The organism is Microbulbifer harenosus (genome assembly GCF_005771435.1).
GTDB classification, from domain to species: domain Bacteria; phylum Pseudomonadota; class Gammaproteobacteria; order Pseudomonadales; family Cellvibrionaceae; genus Microbulbifer; species Microbulbifer harenosus.
On sequence record NZ_VANI01000011.1, the window covers coordinates 20177 to 41401 of the forward strand.

The following is a 21225-nucleotide window of genomic DNA, read 5'->3' on the forward strand; positions in this document are numbered from 1 at the left end:
CTTTTGTATTAGAAAAAGCGAACTGATTATGTTGTTGGGCTTGAAGACCTGGTACGAAAAACTGATTCTCGGCCATCCGAAAATCGTGTTGGCTCTCGTGGCGCTGCTGACCATTACCGCTGCCGCGGGCCTGCCGCGGCTGAAGCTGGATGCCTCGGCGGACTCCCTGACTCTGGAAACCGACGACTCGCTGGATTTCTTCCGCGAAATTTCCGAGCGCTACAACTCCGGCGATTTTCTGGTGGTCACCTACCGCTATAAAGATGGCGACCTGTTCAGCGAGGAATCCCTGGCGACCATGCGCCGGCTGCAGGACGAGCTGGCTATGGTGAATGGTGTTACCGGCGTGCAGTCGATCCTGAACGTACCGCTGTTGTACAGTCCCAAGCTGTCCATCACCGACGTTGCCGACGGTATCCGCACCCTGTCCTCTCCCGGAACCGAAAGGGATCTGGTGCGCCGCGAGTTTCTTGAAAGCCCGATCTACAAAGAGCTGATTCTGAGCCCTGATGGCGAGACTACCGCCATGATGCTCAACCTGGAGCTGGACAGGGAAGGGCTGGATCTGGTGCGCGAACGCGACGCCCTGCGCCGCCTGCGTAACAGCGACGGTTTGAGTGCGGAACAGACCCAGCGTCTGGAAACCGTTACCGCGGAATACCTGCAACACCGCACCGCCCAGGAAGCGGCGGCGCGCGAGCGGGTGAAGGAAGTACGGAAAATCCTCGCGCACTACGACGGCAATGCCGAGCTGTTCCTCGGCGGCCTCACCATGATCACCTCGGACATGATCGCGTTTATTCAGAGCGACCTGGTGGTGTTCGGTGCGGGTATTCTGGCGTTTATTGTCATTACCCTGCTGCTGATTTTCCGTCAGCCCCGCTGGGTTCTGTTGCCGCTCATTACCTGTGTGACCACTGCCGTGATCATGTTGGGACTGCTGTCGTGGCTCGACTGGCGCATGACGGTGATCTCCGCCAACTTTGTGGCTCTGCTGCTGATTATTACCCTGGCCATCACCATTCACCTGGCGGTGCGCTATCGGGAGTACTTTGCCGAGCACCCGGAGTGGGATCGCTTCCAGCTGGCCTCTGCCACTGTGGCGTTCATGGCCAAGCCCTGCATGTACACCGGCCTCACCACGATGGTGGCCTTTATCTCCCTGGTGGTCAGCGGCATCCGCCCGGTGATCGACTTCGGCTGGATGATGACCATCGGTGTGACGCTGGCGCTGGTGCTTTCCTTCCTGATCCTGCCCGCCAGCCTGATGCTGCTGAAGAAACGCGATGGCGGCCTGGGCGAGGACAACTCCCACGCGTTTACCCAGGTATTCTCACGCTTTACTGAAAACCACAAGGGCATTGTGCTGGGCGTGGCCGCGCTGGCGGCGGTGATCAGCGTAGTGGGCATCACCCGCCTGAAAGTGGAAAACCGCTTTATCGACTACTTCGACGACTCCACCGAGATCTATCAGGGCATGCTGGTGATTGACCAGCGCCTCGGCGGTACCATCAGTCTCGACGTGGTGTTGAACAGGCCAGAGCAGGCGGTACCGGAACTGGACGCGGAAGACGATCCATTTGGTGCCGATTTTGACGGTGCTGAAGGGGCGTCTGACGAAGAGTTCTCCGCAGCGGCAAGTGGCGATGAGATGGCCGCGGGTGAAGACTTGGCCGAGGAAGACCCGTTTGCCGCCGACGATCCATTCTCTTCCGGCGCATCTGCCAGCGAAGGGCCGGACCCCTACTGGTTTACCGTGGCTGGCCTGAACCAGATTGAACAGCTGCACGATTTCCTCGAAGCACAGCCTGAGATCGGCAAGGTGCAGTCCCTCGCCACCCTGTACAAGGTGGCCAAGGACCTGAACGACGGCGGCCTCAATGATTTTGAGCTGGCGGTGGCCCGCCAGAGTCTGCCGGAGGAGATCAACCAGGTGCTGGTAAACCCTTACTGGTCACCACAAGACCAGCAGGCCCGCATCACCATGCGGGTGATGGAAACCGATCCAAACCTGCGCCGCGACGAACTGATCCAGCGAATCTACAGCTATGTGGAAAATGACATGGGTATCGCGTCGGAGAATGTTCGCCAGACCGGTATGCTTGTGCTGTACAACAACATGCTGCAGAGCCTGTTCAAGTCACAGATCCTGACCCTGGGAGCGGTATTCGCGGGCATTCTGCTGATGTTCCTGGTGCTGTTCCGCTCGCTGTGGCTGTCGGTCATCGCGCTGGTGCCGAATATGCTGGCTGCCTGTGTGGTGCTGGGCGGTATGGGGCTTGCGAATATCCCGCTGGATATGATGACCATCACTATTGCGGCGATCACCGTGGGCATCGGCGTGGACCACGCGATCCACTACCTGTACCGCTTTCGCGAGGAGTTTGCGAAAGACGGGGACTATGTGGCGACCATGCACCGCAGCCACGCGACCATCGGTCGCGCTATGTTCTACACCGCGATCACAATCATTGCCGGCTTCTCGATTCTTGCGCTGTCCAAGTTTGTGCCGTCGATCTATTTCGGCCTGCTGACCGCGCTCGCCATGTCCGCGGCGCTGTTGGGTTCCCTGACCCTGTTGCCGCTGCTGCTGGTGCTGATCAAGCCGCTGCCGAAGCCGGTGGAAAACGCACCGGCGGGAAAGCTTGTGACAGAGGCTGAGGCGTGCACCGGATAATTGCGTTCTAATCTTACGGGGTAGCGGAGAGCAAATCGCTCGCGTCTGGATGATACGAAAATGCCAAAAGGCCGGGTTGCCATACTGATTCCCGGGATTTTCGACCGGGGCAAGTCGATGCTCAGGATGCAGCGCGCCCTGGGGCAGGCGGGATTTACCGCACACACCATCAAGCTGAAGGCCAACAGCGGCTGGTATGGGATGGAGCCGATGGCCTTGCAGTTGCGGGATCTGGTGGCGGAAGTAACCGGCAATGGCGAGACCTGTGCGCTGGTGGGGTTCAGCATGGGCGGGATCGTGGCGCGCTACTATTTGCAGCGGCTGGGCGGCACCGCCAATGTGCACAAGTTCATTGCCCTCTCGAGCCCGCACTTTGGCAGCCTGTGGGCCCATCTCCTGCCCTATAAGGGCGGGCGTCAGCTGCGCATCGGCAGTGAGTTCCTGAGCAACCTGAACAGGGATGCGGCGGTGCTGGAAGACGCCGCTCCGGTTTCCATTTGGACGCCCTACGATGCCACCATCGTGCCGAACTCCAGCTCCCGCCTGCCTTTTGGTCGCGCATACCAGGTATCCGTCAGTCTCCATCGCTGGGTGCCCCAGAACCCGGAGGTCATCGACATTGTGGTTGCGGAGCTGGCGGAGGTCTTCGGGGGCGCGGCTGCCGATAGCCGCGGTCAGCTTTCCTGCACGAAAAAATCCCGCAGATAGCGAAACAGCTTGCGCTGGTTGGTTGGTGGCTTGTTGCTGGCTTTTTCCTTGCCGGCTTCGCGCAGCAGGTTGCGCAGCTGTTGGTGGTCGGCGCTCGGGTGCTCGTTGAAAAACGTGCTCAGCGCCTCATTGCCCTGATCCAGTAAGCGGTCTCTCCACTCCTCCGCCAGACGATCAAAGCGCAGGCGCTGCAAATCCTGCTCCTTGTGGCGGTTCAGCACGGCCTCGATCGCGTCCACATCCGCATCGCGCATCAGTTTGCCGATGAACTGCAGCTGCCGACGTTTGGCCTCGTGCGACTTGATGCGGTGGAAGGTGGCGATGGCGTCCTCTAATTCCGCATCCATCGGCACTTCCGCCAGTTTGGTAGCGTTGAGTTCGGTCAGCCGCTTGCCCAGGTCCTGCAGCTGCTGCATTTCCTGCTTGAGGCGCGTCTTGCTCTTGGGCTGGTCACCATCAAATTCTTCATGATTCTGAAAGTCGTCGGAGTTGTGCATGTACATTCTCTGAATGGCAAAAGTTCAGCGGCCCGCCTCAGGCGAAAAACCAGGTCGCAAGGCCGAGAAAGGAAAGGAAACCCACCACATCCGTCACCGTGGTAAGTACCACGCCGCCCGCCAGCGCGGGGTCTATGCGCAGGGCCCGCAGCGCAACCGGCAGCAGGGTGCCGGCGAAGGCGGCGGTGACCAGGTTGATCGCCATGGCCGCAATGATAATCCACGCGATACGCAGATCCCCAAACCACAGTGCGGCGATCCCGCCCATGACCGACGACCACAAAATCCCGTTCAAGGCGCCGGTGCCGATCTCGCGCGACAGCAGCCAGCGCAGGTTACTGCGCCCAACCTGGCCCAGCGCCATGCCGCGGATGATCACCGTCAGCGTCTGGCTGCCGGCCACGCCGCCCATACTGGCCACAATAGGCATCAGTACCGCCAGTGCCACCACCTTGTCGATGGTTCCCTGGAACAGGTTGATGACCCAGGACGCCAGCAGCGCAGTGAGCAGGTTGATCCCGAGCCAGATGGAGCGCCGCGGCGCGGTGCGTTTTATCGGCGCGAAGGTGTCTTCCTCTTCGTCGAGACCGGCGAGGCTCATCAGCGAGTGGTCCGCGTCTTCGCGGATCACGTCCACCACATCGTCGATGGTGATACGTCCGAGCAGGCGGTTGTTTTCATCCACCACTGGTGCGGTAATCCAGTCGTACTTGGCGAACAGTTGTGCCACCTCGTAGTCCGGCATGTCTGCGGGAATCGGTTCCACGTCTGTGGTCATGATCTCGCGCACGGTAACCGATGGGTCCGCGGTGAGCAGCCGTGTCAGCGGCAGCAGGCCGATGAACCTGTCCTGGCGGCTGACCACGAACAGGTTGTCGGTGGATTTTGGCAGTTTCTCGTGGCGGCGCAGGTAGCGCAGCACCACATCCAGGGTGAGGTTCGGGCGCACGGAGACGGTGTCCGTGTCCATCAGGCCGCCGGCGGTCTCTTCGTCGTAAGCCAGTACGCTCTGCACCCGCTGGCGGTCGCTCTCACTCATGGCGGAGAGTACTTCCGCCATTACCCGCTCCGGCAATTGCTGGAGTATGTCGGCGATGTCGTCTGCGTTCAGGCCCTCCATAATGGCCACCATTTCTTCGGTGTCCATGATGGAGAGGATCTGGGCTTTGACGTCGTCCGCCAGCTCCTGCAGAACCTCGCCCTCGACTTCCCGGTCGATCAGCTTCCACAGCACCTGGCGAATGCGCGGAGGGGAGCTTTCCAGCAGCTGGGCAATACTCTGGGGGGAGAGGGATTGCAGCATCCGCTGCACTTCGCGCCCGGTGCCACTGTCCAGCGCCGCATACAGCTCGCCGAGCTGATTCTGCGCGTGGAAATTAATGTCGGCGGTGACGGGGTTGGGCACGGGGATACCTGATCAGGGGGGAACGGCGGGTGGCGGCATTATACCGGCGCTCAGGCCGAAATCATGTAGAGTGTTATTCGCCCTCACCGAAGCGATCGTTGATCAGTGTGCAGATGGCTTCGTGCGCGGCGTCTTCATCGCGACCGCAGACTTCCAGCTCCAGCTCAACACCCTTGCCGGCCGCCAGCAGCATCAGTGCCATCACGCTTTTGCCATCCACCGCCTTGCCCTGGCAGTGCACCTTCACGTCCGAGGAAAAACGTGCGCAGGTCTGGGCGAGCTTGCTGGCGGCGCGGGCGTGGAGCCCGAGTTTGTTGATGATGGTAATGCGGCTTTTCTGCATAGGGTTGTTCTGGCGCTGTGTGTGCTGATGTTGTTCTTTTATGGCAAATGCCCGGCTTATGAGACCGGTTTATTTCTGCTGCTCGCGGTGGCGGACCTGGATGTTTTTGAATTCGCTGGAAAAGTGCTTGGCCAGCTGTTCCACCATGTACACCGAGCGGTGGCGGCCTCCGGTACAGCCGACGGCGACGCAGGTATAGCTGCGATTGCTCTGCTGGTATGAGGGCAGCCAGCGCTCGAGAAATGTGGTGATGTCGCGCTGCATTTCCTCGGTCTCGTCGTGTGCGCGCAGAAACTCCGCCACTTCCGGATCGAGCCCGGTTTTGTTGCGAAGCTCTGCGACCCAATAGGGGTTAGGCAGGCAGCGCAGGTCGAACACCAAGTCCGCGTCCACCGGTACACCGTGTTTGAACCCGAAGGACTGGAACAGGATCGCCATGCCCGGGGAGTCTTTGCCCACCACGCGGGTTTTAACCTGGTCGCGCAACTGGTGCAGGCTGAGGCTGCTGGTGTCGATCACCAGGTCGGCCATGGCTGCCAGCGGGGCGAGTAGCTCCTTCTCGTGGTTGAGGGCTTCCAACAGGTGGGTGCGGCTGTCGCTGAGGGGGTGCTTGCGGCGGGTTTCGCTGAAGCGCTGCACCAGCACCGGCGAGCGGGCATCCAGATAGATGACATCGCACTCAATGCCGCTTTCGCGCAATTCGTTGATAACCCGGGGAGCCTGGCGCACATCGTGCCAGAGATTGCGGGCATCGATACCCAGGGCCAGGTGGGTGGTTTCCTGGGGTGGGTGCTCGGTGACGCGGCGAATCAGCTCCGGCAACAGGCTGGCGGGGAGGTTGTCGATGCAGTTGAAGCCAACGTCTTCCAGCAGTTCCAGGGCAGAGCTCTTTCCTGAGCCAGAGCGGCCGCTGATGATCACCAGTCGCATAGAACAAGCGCTCCTTGCTGATTCAGTAGGGCGAGGGGCGCTGCCGCAGGCCGCTGCCCGGGATGGTTATCTGCAGCCGTCCGGTGGCGGCCGGGCGGCGGACAAAGTCGAGGGCTATTATGCCGCCGCCGCGCTGTTGATGGCCAGTGCGTAGAGCTCGTCACTGGTGGTGGCTTCGCGCAGCTTGTCGCGCACGCGGCTGTCGCTGAACAGGGCGGCGATTTCCGCCAGCGTATCCAGATGCTCCTGGTCGGAATCCTCCGGAACCAGCAGGGCAAACAACAGATCCACCGGCTGGCGGTCGATGGCATCGAAATCTACCGCGGGTGAAGTGGTGCAGAGGACGCCGATGGGGCGCTCGCAGCCGGGCAGGCGGCAGTGGGGGATGGCGACCCCCTCGCCAATGCCGGTCGAACCCAGGCGCTCCCGGGCCACCAGCTGGTTGAAGACGGTATCGGAATCCAGGTTGGGGTATTGTTCTGAGATCGCCTGCGCGATGTTGAGCAATAGCTTTTTTTTGCTGCTCCCCGCCAGGTGGCACAGGCTCAGGCGGGGAGAGAGTAATGCTTCCAATGTCATAACTTACTGGTGATCTGACAGTGCAGGCCAGCCGTTTCCCGGGGGTAACGTCTAGCGGTGACTGCGTAATTTCTCTTTGTGTTTCAGCAGCTGCCGGTCGAGTTTGTCGGTGAGCGAGTCGATCGCCGCGTACATATCTTCCGATTCCGAGTCGGCAAAAATGTCCTTGTTGCCGTTCACATGAACCCGCGCTTCTGCTTTCTGGATAAGTTTGTCGACGGAAAGTATGACCTGGGCGTTGGTGATCAGGTCATTGTGGCGGGAGAGCTTGTCCAGCTTGGTCAGGCAGTAATCGCGAATGGCCGGGGTAAGGTCTACATGGTGGCCACTGATGTTGATCTGCATGGATTTCTCCTCATCGGGTACAACACAAACCGGTCGCACCCCCGCACAGGGCGGCAACCCTACTAGGAAGTGCGCCAGAATGGAAGGATACACTCAATGTAAGGGTATTGGTCGGGCAGAAAATGATCGAAGAGTGGTCCTGCGACAGTAAATTGTGACTCACGCGTCGCAGCTGGTCGACCTATACCAGCCGCTTGCGCTCACTGGATGAGGGAATGCCCATGGACTCGCGATATTTGGCCACGGTGCGGCGCGCCACCTGGATGCCCTGCTTGTCCAGCTCCTGAGTGATCTTGTTGTCTGACAGCGGCTTGCGCGGTTGCTCGGCATCCACCAGTTTGCGGATCAGGGCGCGGATGGCGGTGGAGGAGGCGTCCTCACCGGAATCGGTGCTCACGTGGCTGGAGAAGAAATACTTGAGTTCGAACACACCGCGGGGCGTGAGCATGTACTTCTGCGTGGTTACCCGCGAGATGGTGGACTCGTGCATACCGATGGTCTCGGCGATGTTGGCCAGCACCATGGGCTTCATGGCCTCAGGCCCCAGCTCGAAAAAGCCCTGTTGTTTCTCGACGATGCAGCTTGCCACCTTAAGCAGGGTTTCATGGCGACTCTGGAGGCTCTTCAGGAACCAGCGCGCCTCCTGAAGATTGTCGCGCAGGTAGTTGTTCTCGGCAGAGTTATCGGCGCGGCGAATGAGCGCGGCGTAGGCGTCGTTGATGCGCAATTTGGGCGTGGTTTCGGGATTCAGCTCCACCAGCCAACGCTGGTCGCGGCGGCTGACGATCACGTCCGGCACCACGTACTGAGGTTCCTCGCCACCAAAGGCCTCTCCGGGATAGGGGGTGAGCGTCTGAATCAGGCGCATCACCTCGCCGAGCTGAGTCTCGCTCAGGCGGGTGCGGCGGCTTAGCTGGCGGAAGTCGCGCTTGCCCAGCAAGTCCAGGTGCTGGCCTACCACGACCAGCGCCTGCGCCAGCCAGGGTGTGTTTTCCGGCAATTGGCGCAATTGCAGCAGCAGGCTCTCGCGCAGGTCGCGGGAGCCGCAGCCCACCGGTTCGAACTGCTGGATGGTTTTCAGTACCGCGAGCACCTCTTCCACGTCCACATCCAAAGATGCTGCGAGGTCTTCGATGTTGATGTCGAGAAAACCATTGGGTGCAATGGCGTCGATCAGGGTCTCGCCGATCAGCTTGTCGATCGGGGTCAGTGGAGTGAGGTTCAGCTGCCACAGCAGGTGGTCCTGCAGGCTCTCCACCGCCGCGTTGCGCTGCTCCAGCGCGTATTCCTCGCCCTCGCCTCCAGCGTGACTGCTGTTGGTGTAAATGTCGTCCCAGCGGGTGTCTACCGGCAGGTCATCGGGGATATCGCTGTTCCAGTCGCCGTCGGCGCTGGACTCGGATTCACCGTTGAGGCTTTCGCGGTTGCTTTCGGCGCCATCGTGGGCCTGGTGCTCAATGGTAGCGGGGGTGTTCTGCTCCTGCAGTTGCTCGCCGGCGTGCTCGTCGAAGTCCGATTCCAGCAGCGGGTTGCTGTCGAGGGCGGATTGGATTTCCTGTTGCAGCTCCAGCGTCGACAGCTGCAGCAGGCGGATCGCCTGTTGCAGTTGCGGCGTCATTGTCAGCGAAGTGCCGAGTTTTAACTGGAGTGACTGCTTCATAGGGGGTGTGCCGATATAAAATGCTGGCGTTGCGCCGCTGCGACACATTTGATGCTTGTGCGGCGGCAGATTGCTCATCGCCTGCAGACTACCCCGGGGTAGTGCGGAACACAAGTGGCAAGGGGTGCGAAAACAAGCAATAAGCGTGCCGAAAGAGTTATCTGTTTCGGTCGCTTCGGTCAGAATTGTGATGGGAATCGGTATTCCGGGGTGAAATGCTGATGATTTCACCCGGATGGCGTCAGATGGTGAACTCGTGTCCCAGGTAGACGTCTTTCACCTGTTTGTTCTCGGCCACATCTTTGGGGTCGCCGGATGCGATGATGTGACCCTCGCTGACGATGTAGGCGGTCTCGCAGATATCGAGGGTCTCGCGCACATTGTGGTCGGTGATCAGCACGCCGATACCGCGGTCCCTGAGGTGGCGGATGATCTGCTTGATGTCGTTCACGGAGATGGGGTCCACACCGGCGAAGGGTTCATCCAGCAATACGAAAGCGGGGTTGGTGGCCAGTGCGCGGGCGATTTCCACCCGGCGCCGCTCACCGCCGGACAGCGCCATACCGAGACTTTCGCGGATATGGGTGATGTGGAATTCCTCCAGCAGTGATTCCAGCTGTTGGCGGCGCTGGCTGCGATCCAGATCCCGGCGGGTCTCGAGAATGGCGAGAATATTGTCTTCTACCGACAGGCGGCGAAACACCGAGGCTTCCTGCGGAAGGTAGCCGATGCCCTTGCGCGCGCGGCCGTGCATGGAGAGGCCGGTGATGTCTTCCTGGTCGATCATTACCTGGCCGGCGTCGGCCTGCACCAGACCGGCAATCATGTAGAAGCAGGTGGTTTTGCCGGCGCCGTTGGGGCCGAGCAGGCCGACCACCTGGCCGCTGGACACACTCACCGAGACATCCTTAACGACCTTGCGCTTCTTGTACTGCTTGGCGAGGTGGAGCGCTTTGAGCGTCGGCATAGTGAGTTCCGCTAACTGCGCGGCGGGTTCGCCGCTTTTTCTGACTGTTCGGGTTGTGTGGGTGGGCGGTTACTGGCCGTTTTCAGCCGGCTTGGACTCTGATTTGGCTTCGGGCTTCCAGATCATTTCCACGCGTTCCTTTTCCGACTGGCCCTGGGCCTGCATCTGCTCGCTTTTCAGGTCGTAGTCAATGCGCTCGGCGGACAGGGTGTTGCCATCGCGATCTACAAAGGCTTCTCCACTGAGTTGCAGGGCGTCGCTGCTCACCAGGAATTCGATACGCTTGGCGCGGGCCTTGACCGGGCTGGTGCTCTCTTCCACCTGTTGCTGAAAGTGGGCGGGGGCGCCGGTGGCAACCACCTTGTTGATCTCCCCTTTGGCGTTGCCGTGAACTTCCACACGGTCGGCGCGAATCTGCAGCGAGCCCTGGCTGATGACCACGTTGCCGCTGTACACAGACAGGTTTTTGTTGCGGTTGGCCTCCAGTTTGTCGGCGGACACCTTCACCGGTTGCTCGCGGTCGTTGGGGAGCGCGTGAACCTGAGGCGCCAGCAGTAGTGCGGCGGCAACGGCAGCACACAGGACACTGGCGGTCGCCGGCAGGCGGACACGGCGCAAATCAACGGGGTTCATAGCTGCTTTCCACATTTGACAGAATTTCTACCTTGTCCTGTTTGAGATCGGCCCGCAGTCCCTTGCCGGTGGTGCGGTTGGCACCGTCGGTAATGGTAACAACTTTGTCCGTTTCGGCGAATTCTTCGCGGGGTTTGATCGTGATTTTTTCCGTGCGCAGGGTGATGCCCGGTTGCGGTAGTTCCATGATGGAAACATCGCCCTCCAGCTCGACTTTCTGCCCGTTGTCATAGGCAACGCCAGTGTGTGACTCGGTGCGCCATTTGGTGTCTTCGCCTTGGTAGAACACCATGCGGGGTTCCGTGAGGTCCGCGCGGTCCCGGCGCGCAAACTGGAAAAAGGTAACGCGCTCGGCATCCACCTCGTAGGCGAGCGTGCCTTCGAGGCTGAAATGGCGCGTGCGGGCGTCGCGGATAATCAGGTCCGCCGCCTTGCTGTGTTCCTGCTGGGTCGGGCGCTTGCCAAGCAGTTGCTCAGACGGGCTTTCGGTAAACCACAGTCCCAGGGATATGAGTGCGACCACGATGACAAGTGGTAACCAGGTGCGCATGCTGTGTCCGTTTCCTTGTGTGGCAGCCGGGGTGGCGGCCGCCGGATCAACCCTTTATATGGGCTGAAGGTTCAGTTTTCAGGTGTCGCTGGCGAGATAGGGGGCCAGTGCGGCGTCAAACGTTCCCTGTGCCCGCATGATGCGGTCGCAGACCTCCCGTACGGCGCCGAGGCCGCCTTCGCGCTCGGTGACGAACAGGGCGCGCTCTTTGACTGGGGCGGCGGCGTTGGGGACGGCGACAGGGCAGCCTACCCGGGTCATCAACTGCAAATCAGGATAGTCGTCTCCGACATAGGCGATCTGGGCGAGATCGTAGGGCTCGTTGGCAAAGAGTTCCAAAAAGGCGCTGTACTTGTCTTCGCGGCCCTGAATCAGGCGGGTGATGCCCAGGTCGTGCGCGCGCTTTTCCACCACTGCACTGCGGCGGCCGGTGATGATGGCTACGCCCACTCCGGATTTCTGCAGCATTTTGATGCCGTGTCCATCCAGGGTGTGGAAGGTTTTTAGCTCATTGCCGTGATTGTCAAAATACAGCCTGCCGTCGGTGAGAACGCCATCCACGTCAAGTATCAGGTGGCGCACCTTGCTCAGTTTGAGTTCGATGCTCAGGTCGCGGTCGCAGCCCTGGTGCGAGGGGGAGTGCTGGCTCAAACGGGTGTCCTTCTATCTATTCGCTATTTCGCTGTTGTGTCAGATGACGCCGGCGCGCAGTATGTCGTGCATGTGCAGCAGGCCCACCGGATGGTGTTCCGGATCTTCCACCACCAATGCGGTGATCTTGTTGTCCTCCATAATGCGCAGGGCTTCTGCGGCGAGGATGTGGGCGCTCACGGTTTTCGGTCTGCGGCTCATCACCTTGCTCATGGTGGCGGTGTCCAGCTCGATCTTCTGGTCGATGACCCGGCGCAGGTCACCGTCGGTGAAGACGCCCTGAAGCTGGCCGTCGCTGTCTACTACGGTCGTCATACCGAAGCCTTTGCTCGTCATTTCCAAGAGTGCCTGGGAGAGCGGTGTTTCCGGGGAAACCTGCGGCAGTTCCTGACCCGCGTGCATCACGTCCTCCACCTTCAGCAGCAGTTGGCGTCCGAGTGCGCCGCCCGGGTGGGAAAAGGCAAAATCCTCCGCGGTAAAGCCGCGCGCCTCCAGTAGTGCCACCGCCAGCGCGTCGCCCATCACCAGCGTTACCGTGGTGGAGGAGGTGGGGGCCAGATTCAGTGGGCAGGCCTCGGTTTCCACCGAGATGTCCAGGTTTACATCGGCGGATTGAGCCAAGGGGGAGTCTGGCTTGCCGGTCATGCTGATCATGGGAATGCCCAGTCGCTTCAGCAGCGGCAGCAGGGTCAGTACCTCGGCGGACGACCCGGAATTGGAAATGGCAATGACCAGATCCTGGCGGGTGATCATGCCGAGATCGCCGTGGCTCGCTTCGCCTGGGTGCACGAAAAAACTCGGTGTGCCGGTGCTGGCAAGGGTGGCGGCAATCTTGCGGCCGATATGTCCGGACTTGCCCATGCCGGACACAATGACACGCCCTGGGCAGCCCAGGATCAGTTCGCAGGCGCGGTTGAAGTCATCACCAATACGCCCTTCGAGCGCGGCTACGGCGGCGGTTTCCATGGATATGGTGCGGCGTCCGGCCTGGATGATCAGATCTTTTCCCATGACATCTCTCGTGTGGAATTCCCGGGGCAGGCAAGGGCGCTATCGGCCGGTATCTGCGTCCATATACTGGAGGGCGCGGGGCGTGCGGCCCTGTCTGTTGCGACCAGCGGCAGCCCGTATTCGTTCCGCTGGCCCGCGGGCTGACGTGCTAACCTTTGTAGTATCCGCGGAGGCAACGTAGAGGTTCGCGTCACATATCGGTTGCGGGCGCGGCTGAGGGACACTTGCGCTGACGCCGCCGAGATAGACGTTGCCGTCAGGCGGGGGTGAAAGTGACCCAGTGCCGCTTGTTCGCGGCGGCGCCATGGTATAGTTTGCCGCCGCTATTGTCAGCTGCTGCGTCGGACGGGGCCCGGATTTCACCTTGTCAGTACTCGCCAGTGAGATAATTCCGCATCGCTGCGACACTTTTTGGTGTTGTGTGCATCCAAGGGACGAATTGCCAATGGGAGATTTTCTGTGAGCGCACTTTTCATGACCAACCAGACCGGAGTTTTTCAATCCGCGATTGCGCGCGGGGCCAGGGCGCTGCTTGCCACTGTTCTGCTGTGCAGTCTGGCACCCTTTGCCAGCGCCGCTGAAAACCCCTATGCCACGATCGAAAATGTGTCCAATCAGCTGCTGGGGGTGATTCGCTCCGAGGGACAGCAGGTCAGCTCGAATCCGCAGGGCTATTACGCCTCCGTGGATCGGGTGCTGGCACCGGTGGTGGATTTCGATTTCATCGCCCGCGGCGTTATGGGCAGCTATGCGAAGCAGGCCACGCCCGCGCAGCGCGCAAAATTTTCCAGCACTTTCCGGCGTGACCTGGTCGCGACCTTTGCCCGCGGCGTCGCCACGTTCGGCAATATGGATGTGAAGGTGGTGAATCCCGGTTCTACCCCCAGTGGCAATCGGGTCAATGTGCTGCAGGAGGTGCGCAGTCCCGAAGGTTTGACCAAGGTTTCCTACACGCTGGTGCGCAACAAGAGTGGCCAGTGGAAACTGATCAACGTCATCCTGAATGGCGTCAATCTCGGCAAGACATTCCGCGGTCAGTTTTCCCAGGCCATGCAGGCGAATGGCGGCGACATCGACCGGGTGATTGCCAGCTGGTCTGCGGCCGACAAGGTTGCGGATGGCGCGCGCTGAGCACACATCAATATCAGGGCGCAGCCCGCGGAATCGCGGCTGCGCCGGCGGGCGCTTTCCAGTACACTTCGCGCCGGCTCTAATTCCGACTGAAATTCCCACCTGTATTTACTTTTATGCAACCAGATCAGATCAAGGCCCTCATTGAAGGGCAGATTCCCGGCAGCCAGGTTACCGACGTGTCTTTCGAAGGTAGTCACCTGCATTTGACCATCGTCAGTGAGGCCTTCAACGGCCTTTCCCGGCTTAAGAAGCAGCAGCTGGTTTACGGCGCTCTGTCCGACAGAATTGCCGACGGCACCCTGCACGCGGTGCAGATGAAGACCCTCACTCCGGAAGAGGCCGGTCAGTAACCTCTTTCCCCTGCCGGGCTCCGGGCTTGCCAGGGATTATTGTTTCGCTACGGGAAACCAGTTCGAATGGACAAACTGATTATCGAAGGGGGCAGCCCCATCTCCGGAACCCTGAAAATTTCCGGAGCCAAGAATTCCGCACTGCCGATTCTGGCCGCGACCTTGCTGGCCGATGGCCCGGTGCAGATTCACAATCTCCCGCACCTCAACGATATCACCACCATGATTACCCTGCTGCGCTGCATGGGGACCGAGATTACCGTCGATGAGCGGCTCGGGGTAGAGATTGATCCGCGCTCTGTCAACGATCTGACGGCGCCTTACGATCTTGTGAAAACCATGCGCGCGTCCATTCTGGTGCTGGGTCCGCTGCTGGCGCGTCACGGCGTGGCCAATGTGTCTTTCCCCGGTGGTTGTGCCATCGGCAGCCGCCCGGTGGATATCCACCTCAAGGGGCTAGAGGCGATGGGGGCGGAAATCACGATCGACGAAGGTTTTATTCGCGCGCGCAGCAATGGTCGCCTCAAGGGGGCCAACATCGTGATGGAAAAAGTCACCGTCGGCGGTACCGAAAACTTGTTGATGGCGGCGGCGTTGGCGGAAGGCACCACGGTGCTGCACAACTCGGCACGGGAGCCGGAAATTGTCGATCTGGCGGATTTCCTGACCGCTATGGGGGCGCAGATCGAGGGTGCGGGTACCGACACCATCCGCGTGCACGGCGTGCCGCGGCTGAACCCCTGCTCCTTCACGGTAATGCCCGACCGCATCGAAACCGGCACTTTCCTGGCCGCCGCCGCTGCGGCTCGCGGTCGTGTGCGCCTGACTCACACCCGCGCGGATATCCTCGATGCGGTGCTGGTGAAGTTTGAGGAGGCTGGTGCTCACATCGGTATCGGTGACGACTGGATCGAGCTGGATATGAAGGGCAACCGCCCAAAAGCGGTTAGCTTCCGCACGGCACCTTATCCCGCGTTTCCCACCGATATGCAGTCCCAGTTCACTGCGATGAATGCGGTGGCGGAAGGCAAAGCGACGGTGGTGGAAACCATTTTCGAAAACCGTCTGATTCAGGTGCACGAACTCAATCGCATGGGCGCGAACATCGTGCTTGAGGGCAACACCGCCATTGTGACTGGGGTTGAGAAGCTCAAAGGGGCGCCGGTCATGGCGTCGGATCTGCGCGCTTCCGCGAGCCTGGTGATTGCCGGTATGGTTGCCGAGGGCACCACGACGGTGGATCGTATTTACCACATCGATCGCGGATACGAATGTATCGAGGAAAAACTGCAGCAGCTGGGTGCCAATATCCGTCGCGTGCCAGGCTGATTTACCGCTGCGCTAGATGCTTGCTGTCTAGCGCTATTCTGGATTTGTATTGGCGCGGGAAACCAAGAGTGGAGTAAGCTCTTGCCATTCTTCTGCCCGGCACCGGCCGGGCAATTCAACAATCATAAACGTTATGCAGATCACGATTGCCCTGACCAAAGGGCGTATTCTCAAGGAAACATTGCCGCTGCTGGCCGCCGCCGGTCTTGAGCCGCTGGAAGATATTGCCCAGAGCCGCAAGCTGATATTCCCGACCAATCAGGACAATGTGCGCCTGCTGATCCTGCGTGGTTCCGATGTGCCCACTTATGTGCAGCACGGTGCCGCGGATCTCGGTGTCGCCGGCAAGGACAACCTGCTTGAGCACGACACCAGCAATATCTACGAGCCGCTGGACCTGAAGATCGCTCGCTGCCGGTTGATGACCGCGGGCATCAAGGGTGCCGCTCTGCCGAAGGGGCGTATCAAGGTGGCCACCAAGTTTGTGCAGTCCGCCAAGCGCTATTACGCTGCCCAGGGTCGCCAGGCCGACATCATCAAGCTGTATGGGGCGATGGAACTGGCGCCGCTGATGGATCTCGCGGACGAGATTGTGGATATCGTCGATACCGGCAATACCCTGAAGGCCAACGGCCTGGAGGCTCGGGAGCATATCGCGCATATCAGCAGCCGCCTGATCGTGAACAAGGCGTCCATGAAAATGAAGTACGGCCCGATCAATACACTGATCGAGCGGTTGAGGCATGCGGTTTGTGCGCGGGAAACCGCTTGATTTGCGGCCGACGGCAATTCGACGCGATGTTTAATGTGGCCTGTGGCTGCGCTGTAATTTCGACTGAAAACCATGAGTGAATTTTCCATTTGTCGGCTGGACGCCGGCAGCCCCGACTTCTCGCAGGCCCTTGAGCAATTGCTGGCATGGGAGTCGGTCGCGGACCAGAACGTGATCTCTGCCGTGACAGAAATCCTGCGGGAGGTTAAGGCGCGCGGCGACGCCGCGGTAATTGAGTACACCAACCGGTTTGACCGTCGGGACCTCAAAAGTGCCGGCGACTTCTGCCTCGACCGCGCAGCGCTCACCGATGCGCTGGAGCGAATTTCCGCGGAAAAGCGCGCGGCGCTCGAAACTGCCGCCAAGAGAGTGCGCGATTACCACGAACACCAGCTGCAGTCATCCTGGCAGTATCGGGAAGCTGACGGCACCGTACTCGGCCAGCAAATCACGCCGATGGAGCGGGTGGGTATTTACGTGCCCGGTGGCAAGGCGAGCTACCCGTCCTCGGTACTGATGAACGCGATTCCCGCGCGGGTGGCGGGTGTAGACGAGATATTGATGGTGGTGCCGGCTCCGGACAACCAGCTCAGCGATCTGGTGCTCGCGGCCGCGGCAATTGCCGGCGTCGACAGGGTCTTCACCATTGGCGGCGCCCAGGCCGTGGCCGCGCTGGCTTACGGCACCGAGACGGTTGCGCGGGTGGACAAGATCGTTGGTCCCGGCAACATATTTGTCGCCTCCGCCAAGCGCGCGGTATTCGGCCAGGTGGCCATCGATATGATCGCCGGCCCCTCCGAGATTCTTGTGATCTGCGACGGCAAGACGGATCCCGACTGGATTGCCATGGACCTGTTGTCCCAGGCGGAGCACGACGAGCAGGCGCAGTCCATTTTGCTCAGTCCCGACGCAGCGTTTCTGGACGCGGTGGCGAATTCGCTGGAAAAACAGCTGGAAACGCTTCCCCGTGAGGCGATTGCCCGTCGCTCCATTGCCGGCCGCGGTGCGCTGATTCTGGTGCGCGATATCGAGCAGGCGATTGAGGTATCCAACCGCATCGCGCCGGAACACCTTGAGGTTTCCGTCGACGATCCGGAGCAGTATCTGCCGCGTATCCGCCACGCCGGTGCAATTTTTCTGGGGCGCTATACCGCGGAAGCGCTGGGTGACTATTGTGCGGGGCCCAACCACGTGTTGCCCACCAGTGGTACTGCGCGCTTTTCCTCACCGCTGGGGGTTTACGATTTCCAGAAGCGCAGTTCCATCATTTACTGTTCGCCGCAGGGCGCCGATACGCTTGGCCGAGTGGCCGCGACCCTGGCAAAGGGGGAGGGACTGGACGCGCACGCACGCTCGGCGACCTATCGCGTGACCGAAGGCGGTGTGTGAGAAGTGAGCCGGAGGGGCGGTGCTGAGTCTCCGCCCGCTATTGAACCCCGAGATCTGTGCCGGCCGTTAAATCCCGTCTATCCTGAGGCTTCGCCCTGTTTGTTGCGGGTTAACTCTTGCTCGGGGACTGGGGTTTTTCCGAAATCGTAGCCTGGGTGTTTTGGATCTCCCCCTTTCGGATGTAAGTGATAGTGACCACTTCCCCGGGCCTCAATATAGCCATGGCGGCGACGCCGTGCAGGCCGTCATTGATCGGATCATTGTTGATGTGGGTGATCACGTCACCGGGTTTGAGCCCTGCCTGGTGCGCCGGACCCTGATTGTAAATGGCGGTGACGATGACGCCGTTGGTCGATGCCAGGTTGAATGACCGCGCCAGTTGAGGTGACAGTGTCTGCGCCTCGATCCCCAGCCAGCCCGGCACCACGCGCCCGAATTCGATGATGTCTTGCATGATCTTGAGGGCAATGTTGGCGGGGATGGCAAAGCTGATTCCACCGGAGGAGCCGCTCTGGTTCAGGATGGACGTGTTGATGCCCAGTAGCTTTCCTCTGGCATCCACCAGTGCGCCACCGGAGTTGCCCGGATTCACCGCCGCGTCAGTTTGGATAAAGTTCTGCAGGTAGCTGCCGGTGCCGGTCTTGCTAAGGTCGCGGCCGGTGGCACTGACGATCCCCTGAGTGACAGTCTGGCCGACGCCGAAGGGGTTGCCGATGGCCAGCACCACGTCCCCCACCTGAGCCTTGTCCGGATCGCCCACCTCGATGGTGGTGAGATTGGGCAGGTTGATTTTCAGCACTGCCAGGTCGAAATCGGAATCCGACCCCACCAGGGCCGCCTGGGCTTCACGCCCGTCCGATAGCACCACCGCAATTTCCTCTGCGCCGGAAATGACATGGTAATTGGTGAGAATGTAGCCGTCGCGGTCAACGATTACCCCGGAACCCAGGTTGGACTGCATGCGCTCCCGCTGCGGGATGTTCATGTTATCCAGCAAGCGCCGGTATAACGGGTGGTTGTACAGCGGGTGGCTGCGCTCGGACACGGTTTTGCGGGTGAAAATGTTGACCACCGCCGGGCCCGCCAGGTTGACCGCGCTGGCATAGGACACCGGGCCCTGAAATTCTGCAATGGCCGGAGCCTGCTCCGGTTTCCCGCGAAGATGGGGGAACAGCAGCAAGAGTGCCGCGGCAACGCCGAGGCCGATGGCTGTGGGAATGGCCCAGTCTTGCAGAAAACGTTGTAGTGACACCGGCAGCTCCTTGGTTTGTGGCCATTATACGTGCTTTATGTCCCTTTGCCTTCGGCTGCCTTATCAAGAGTTCTAAGGCTCATGGCGGTCGGTGCTTGGTGCGGGTGGTGGAATCCGTATAATGTGGCGCTCGAAATTTTGGTCTGAATCCCTATATCTCAGGAGTTACTATGTCACTGGTTCGCCCACATGGCAGTGTCGAGCTGCAGCCCCGTTTCGTTTACGATAGCGAGCGTCACCATCAGCTGATTCACGAGGCGGAGTCTCTGCCATCCATCGTCATCAGCTCTGCGGCCGCGGCGAATGCAGTGATGCTGGGCGCCGGCTATTTCAACCCGCTGCACGGTTATATGAACCTGGCGGATACCCTGAGTGTGGCGGAAACCCTGCGCACTGTTGACGGCCTATTCTGGCCGGTGCCGGTGGTGAATATGGTGGAAGATGCCTCCGCGGTTGCCGGCGCCAAGCGTATCGCTCTGCGCGACCCCAATGTCGAGGGCAATCCGGTGATTGCGGTGATGGATGTGGAAGCCATCGAAACCGTGAGCGATGAACAGGTGAACACTATTGCCGAACACGTGTTCGGTACCCTGGACGACGCCCATCCGGGCGTGGCGACCTTCAAGGCTGCTGGTCGTCAGCTGATCTCCGGTCCCATTGAGGTGCTGAACTTCAGCTACTTCCAGTCGGATTTCCCCGACACCTTCCGCACCGCCGTGGAAATCCGCAACGAGTTCGTCGAACACGGCTGGAGCAAGGTGGTGGCTTTCCAGACCCGCAACCCCATGCACCGCGCCCACGAGGAGCTGTGCAAAATGGCACTGGACGCGGTCGGCGCTGATGGTGTGCTGATTCACATGCTGCTGGGCAAGCTGAAAGCCGGCGACATCCCCGCGCACGTGCGCGATGCGGCCATTCGCAAAATGGTGGAAGAGTACTTCCCGAAAAATACCGTGATGGTGACCGGTTACGGTTTCGACATGCTGTACGCGGGACCGCGCGAAGCCGTGCTGCACGCGGTGTTCCGTCAGAACTGTGGCTGCAGTCACCTCATCGTTGGTCGCGACCACGCCGGGGTGGGTGACTACTACGGTGCCTTCGACGCGCAGACTATCTTCGATGAGAAGGTGCCGGAAGGTGCGCTGGAAATCGAAATTTTCCGCGCGGACCACACCGCCTACTCCAAGAAACTCAACCGTGTTGTGATGATGCGCGATGTCCCGGATCACACCAAGGATGACTTCATCCTGCTGTCCGGCACCAAGGTACGCGAGCTGCTGGGCAACGGTATCGCACCGCCCCCTGAGTTCTCGCGCCCGGAAGTGGCCCAGATCCTGATGGACTACTATCAGAGTCTGTAAATGGCCAGGGTCGGCGAGCACAAAAAAGGCGGGATTCCCCGCCTTTTTTGTGCCTCGGATTTGCCGCCGGACACACTTCAATGTGTGGCGCCGGCCTGGGTCAGCGGTTGATCGCATTTACCGGTGCGGGTGACGGCGCCTGCGCTTCCTTTTCGATGCCGTAATCTTCGGAGAGAGCGCCTTTGGTTGGGGCCCAGTCGCGCGGAGGGAGTACGCTGAGGTGCTCGTCGTTGTCGCTGAGGTTACCGCTGCCGGCTTCCAGCATCTGGCGCCCGATGTCCTGATTGGACAGGCGCATGGCGCTGGTGGCGAGGTGCTCGTGCACTTCCTTGTAGCTTTGGGTCAGGTTGTTGACCAGTTGGGCGGTCTGGTCAAAGTGTTCATTCACCTGCTGCTGGAAGTCCTCCAGTCTGGTGTTGGCTTCCTTCAGGCGCAGTTCCAGCTCCTGGGTGCGGTCGATGTTCTGACGGCCGCGGGTGGCGAAAAACGCGAGCAGGGCGCCCAGGGCCAGGCCGAGTACGCCGACCAGAATTAATACCGAAGTTGAGTGCACGTTACTATCTCCTCAAATTGAAAGTGGCACCGGCCGTCCATGACAGTGCCCCTATTATACGCAATTCCCGCCGCCGCGCCGCGATCCGGTTTGTGCCAAGTCGCGACGGATTTGGTAAAGTGCGCGCCG

Annotated in this window: 22 protein-coding genes; 8 read left to right on the forward strand and 14 right to left on the reverse strand. The window is 60.4% G+C overall.

Annotated elements, in window-relative coordinates; genetic code table 11:
- Positions 1-28 precede the first annotated feature (28 nt).
- Positions 29-2677 carry an efflux RND transporter permease subunit gene (locus FDY93_RS10925; protein ID WP_138235792.1) on the forward strand — a complete coding sequence of 883 codons (2649 nt, stop codon included), beginning with the start codon at positions 29-31 and terminating at the stop codon, positions 2675-2677.
- A gap of 60 nt (positions 2678-2737) precedes the next feature.
- Positions 2738-3385, forward strand: a complete 648-nt coding sequence (locus FDY93_RS10930) for an esterase/lipase family protein (protein ID WP_171018963.1) — start codon at positions 2738-2740, stop codon at positions 3383-3385.
- On the opposite strand, the gene yjgA is transcribed toward FDY93_RS10930, so the two are convergent.
- The 12 genes from yjgA to FDY93_RS10990 all read right to left on the reverse strand — a co-directional run bounded on the left by yjgA (position 3352) and on the right by FDY93_RS10990 (position 12956).
- Positions 3352-3882: a ribosome biogenesis factor YjgA gene (yjgA, locus tag FDY93_RS10935; protein ID WP_138235793.1), complete on the reverse strand. Its 531-nt coding sequence runs from the start codon at positions 3880-3882 to the stop codon at positions 3352-3354. The genes FDY93_RS10930 and yjgA overlap by 34 nt on opposite strands.
- A 37-nt stretch (positions 3883-3919) precedes the next feature.
- The gene (gene mgtE / locus FDY93_RS10940) at positions 3920-5287 is read right to left on the reverse strand and encodes a magnesium transporter (protein WP_138235794.1); all 1368 of its coding nucleotides are present in this window, start codon (positions 5285-5287) and stop codon (positions 3920-3922) included.
- Between the two features lie 73 nt (positions 5288-5360).
- The gene (locus FDY93_RS10945) at positions 5361-5630 is read right to left on the reverse strand and encodes an HPr family phosphocarrier protein (RefSeq protein ID WP_138235795.1); all 270 of its coding nucleotides are present in this window, start codon (positions 5628-5630) and stop codon (positions 5361-5363) included.
- 69 nt (positions 5631-5699) lie between these two features.
- A complete protein-coding gene (rapZ, locus tag FDY93_RS10950; RefSeq protein ID WP_138235796.1) occupies positions 5700-6560 on the reverse strand; it encodes an RNase adapter RapZ in 861 nt (286 codons plus the stop codon).
- Between the two features lie 117 nt (positions 6561-6677).
- On the reverse strand, positions 6678-7139 hold the full coding sequence (gene ptsN / locus FDY93_RS10955; RefSeq protein ID WP_138235797.1) for a PTS IIA-like nitrogen regulatory protein PtsN: 462 nt from the start codon (positions 7137-7139) through the stop codon (positions 6678-6680).
- A 51-nt stretch (positions 7140-7190) separates the two neighbouring features.
- On the reverse strand, positions 7191-7484 hold the full coding sequence (gene hpf, locus FDY93_RS10960) for a ribosome hibernation-promoting factor, HPF/YfiA family (protein ID WP_105101695.1): 294 nt from the start codon (positions 7482-7484) through the stop codon (positions 7191-7193).
- 181 nt (positions 7485-7665) lie between these two features.
- Positions 7666-9144, reverse strand: coding sequence for an RNA polymerase factor sigma-54 (locus FDY93_RS10965; RefSeq protein WP_138235798.1), 1479 nt, complete (start codon positions 9142-9144; stop codon positions 7666-7668).
- Positions 9145-9385: 241 nt separating this feature from the next.
- The gene (lptB, locus tag FDY93_RS10970; RefSeq protein WP_138235799.1) at positions 9386-10111 is read right to left on the reverse strand and encodes an LPS export ABC transporter ATP-binding protein; all 726 of its coding nucleotides are present in this window, start codon (positions 10109-10111) and stop codon (positions 9386-9388) included.
- A 69-nt stretch (positions 10112-10180) separates the two neighbouring features.
- A complete protein-coding gene (lptA, locus tag FDY93_RS10975) occupies positions 10181-10744 on the reverse strand; it encodes a lipopolysaccharide transport periplasmic protein LptA (protein WP_138235800.1) in 564 nt (187 codons plus the stop codon).
- Positions 10731-11294: an LPS export ABC transporter periplasmic protein LptC gene (lptC, locus tag FDY93_RS10980; protein WP_138235801.1), complete on the reverse strand. Its 564-nt coding sequence runs from the start codon at positions 11292-11294 to the stop codon at positions 10731-10733. Before lptC ends, lptA begins: the two co-directional genes overlap by 14 nt.
- A gap of 78 nt (positions 11295-11372) precedes the next feature.
- Positions 11373-11945, reverse strand: coding sequence for a KdsC family phosphatase (locus FDY93_RS10985; RefSeq protein ID WP_138235802.1), 573 nt, complete (start codon positions 11943-11945; stop codon positions 11373-11375).
- A gap of 39 nt (positions 11946-11984) precedes the next feature.
- On the reverse strand, positions 11985-12956 hold the full coding sequence (locus FDY93_RS10990; protein ID WP_138235803.1) for a KpsF/GutQ family sugar-phosphate isomerase: 972 nt from the start codon (positions 12954-12956) through the stop codon (positions 11985-11987).
- A 459-nt stretch (positions 12957-13415) separates the two neighbouring features.
- Between FDY93_RS10990 and FDY93_RS10995 the strand changes: the two genes are divergently transcribed.
- The 5 genes from FDY93_RS10995 (at position 13416) to hisD (ending at position 17930) form a co-directional block, all read left to right on the forward strand.
- Positions 13416-14087 (forward strand): MlaC/ttg2D family ABC transporter substrate-binding protein, encoded by a 672-nt coding sequence (locus FDY93_RS10995; RefSeq protein ID WP_246068548.1) that lies wholly within the window; start codon positions 13416-13418, stop codon positions 14085-14087.
- 116 nt (positions 14088-14203) lie between these two features.
- Complete coding sequence (locus tag FDY93_RS11000) at positions 14204-14440, forward strand: BolA family protein (RefSeq protein WP_138235804.1); 237 nt, start codon at positions 14204-14206, stop codon at positions 14438-14440.
- A gap of 66 nt (positions 14441-14506) precedes the next feature.
- The gene (murA, locus tag FDY93_RS11005; protein ID WP_138235805.1) at positions 14507-15769 is read left to right on the forward strand and encodes a UDP-N-acetylglucosamine 1-carboxyvinyltransferase; all 1263 of its coding nucleotides are present in this window, start codon (positions 14507-14509) and stop codon (positions 15767-15769) included.
- A 133-nt stretch (positions 15770-15902) separates the two neighbouring features.
- Complete coding sequence (gene hisG / locus FDY93_RS11010) at positions 15903-16541, forward strand: ATP phosphoribosyltransferase (protein WP_138235806.1); 639 nt, start codon at positions 15903-15905, stop codon at positions 16539-16541.
- A gap of 72 nt (positions 16542-16613) precedes the next feature.
- A complete protein-coding gene (gene hisD / locus FDY93_RS11015; protein ID WP_138235807.1) occupies positions 16614-17930 on the forward strand; it encodes a histidinol dehydrogenase in 1317 nt (438 codons plus the stop codon).
- Positions 17931-18039: 109 nt separating this feature from the next.
- Here hisD and FDY93_RS11020 read toward each other — a convergent pair whose 3' ends face one another.
- Positions 18040-19182: a S1C family serine protease gene (locus tag FDY93_RS11020; RefSeq protein ID WP_138235808.1), complete on the reverse strand. Its 1143-nt coding sequence runs from the start codon at positions 19180-19182 to the stop codon at positions 18040-18042.
- 170 nt (positions 19183-19352) lie between these two features.
- Here FDY93_RS11020 and sat point away from each other — a divergent pair, with 170 nt between their 5' ends.
- On the forward strand, positions 19353-20543 hold the full coding sequence (gene sat, locus FDY93_RS11025) for a sulfate adenylyltransferase (RefSeq protein WP_205828019.1): 1191 nt from the start codon (positions 19353-19355) through the stop codon (positions 20541-20543).
- Positions 20544-20643: 100 nt separating this feature from the next.
- On the opposite strand, the gene FDY93_RS11030 is transcribed toward sat, so the two are convergent.
- Complete coding sequence (locus FDY93_RS11030) at positions 20644-21096, reverse strand: Z-ring associated ZapG family protein (RefSeq protein WP_138235809.1); 453 nt, start codon at positions 21094-21096, stop codon at positions 20644-20646.
- Between the last annotated feature and the right edge of the window lie 129 nt (positions 21097-21225).

What these genes read in the sequence shown, in the direction of transcription:
- sat (WP_205828019.1), top strand. Translation starts at nt 19,353, where the DNA reads ATGTCACTGGTTCGCCCACATGGCAGTGTCGAGCTGCAGCCCCGTTTC.
- hisG (WP_138235806.1), top strand. Translation starts at nt 15,903, where the DNA reads ATGCAGATCACGATTGCCCTGACCAAAGGGCGTATTCTCAAGGAAACA.
- FDY93_RS10965 (WP_138235798.1), bottom strand. Translation starts at nt 9,144, where the DNA reads ATGAAGCAGTCACTCCAGTTAAAACTCGGCACTTCGCTGACAATGACG.
- hpf (WP_105101695.1), bottom strand. Translation starts at nt 7,484, where the DNA reads ATGCAGATCAACATCAGTGGCCACCATGTAGACCTTACCCCGGCCATT.
- hisD (WP_138235807.1), top strand. Translation starts at nt 16,614, where the DNA reads ATGAGTGAATTTTCCATTTGTCGGCTGGACGCCGGCAGCCCCGACTTC.
- ptsN (WP_138235797.1), bottom strand. Translation starts at nt 7,139, where the DNA reads ATGACATTGGAAGCATTACTCTCTCCCCGCCTGAGCCTGTGCCACCTG.
- lptC (WP_138235801.1), bottom strand. Translation starts at nt 11,294, where the DNA reads ATGCGCACCTGGTTACCACTTGTCATCGTGGTCGCACTCATATCCCTG.
- FDY93_RS10990 (WP_138235803.1), bottom strand. Translation starts at nt 12,956, where the DNA reads ATGGGAAAAGATCTGATCATCCAGGCCGGACGCCGCACCATATCCATG.
- FDY93_RS11000 (WP_138235804.1), top strand. Translation starts at nt 14,204, where the DNA reads ATGCAACCAGATCAGATCAAGGCCCTCATTGAAGGGCAGATTCCCGGC.
- FDY93_RS10930 (WP_171018963.1), top strand. Translation starts at nt 2,738, where the DNA reads ATGCCAAAAGGCCGGGTTGCCATACTGATTCCCGGGATTTTCGACCGG.
- lptA (WP_138235800.1), bottom strand. Translation starts at nt 10,744, where the DNA reads ATGAACCCCGTTGATTTGCGCCGTGTCCGCCTGCCGGCGACCGCCAGT.
- murA (WP_138235805.1), top strand. Translation starts at nt 14,507, where the DNA reads ATGGACAAACTGATTATCGAAGGGGGCAGCCCCATCTCCGGAACCCTG.
- yjgA (WP_138235793.1), bottom strand. Translation starts at nt 3,882, where the DNA reads ATGCACAACTCCGACGACTTTCAGAATCATGAAGAATTTGATGGTGAC.
- FDY93_RS10925 (WP_138235792.1), top strand. Translation starts at nt 29, where the DNA reads ATGTTGTTGGGCTTGAAGACCTGGTACGAAAAACTGATTCTCGGCCAT.
- FDY93_RS10945 (WP_138235795.1), bottom strand. Translation starts at nt 5,630, where the DNA reads ATGCAGAAAAGCCGCATTACCATCATCAACAAACTCGGGCTCCACGCC.
- rapZ (WP_138235796.1), bottom strand. Translation starts at nt 6,560, where the DNA reads ATGCGACTGGTGATCATCAGCGGCCGCTCTGGCTCAGGAAAGAGCTCT.
- lptB (WP_138235799.1), bottom strand. Translation starts at nt 10,111, where the DNA reads ATGCCGACGCTCAAAGCGCTCCACCTCGCCAAGCAGTACAAGAAGCGC.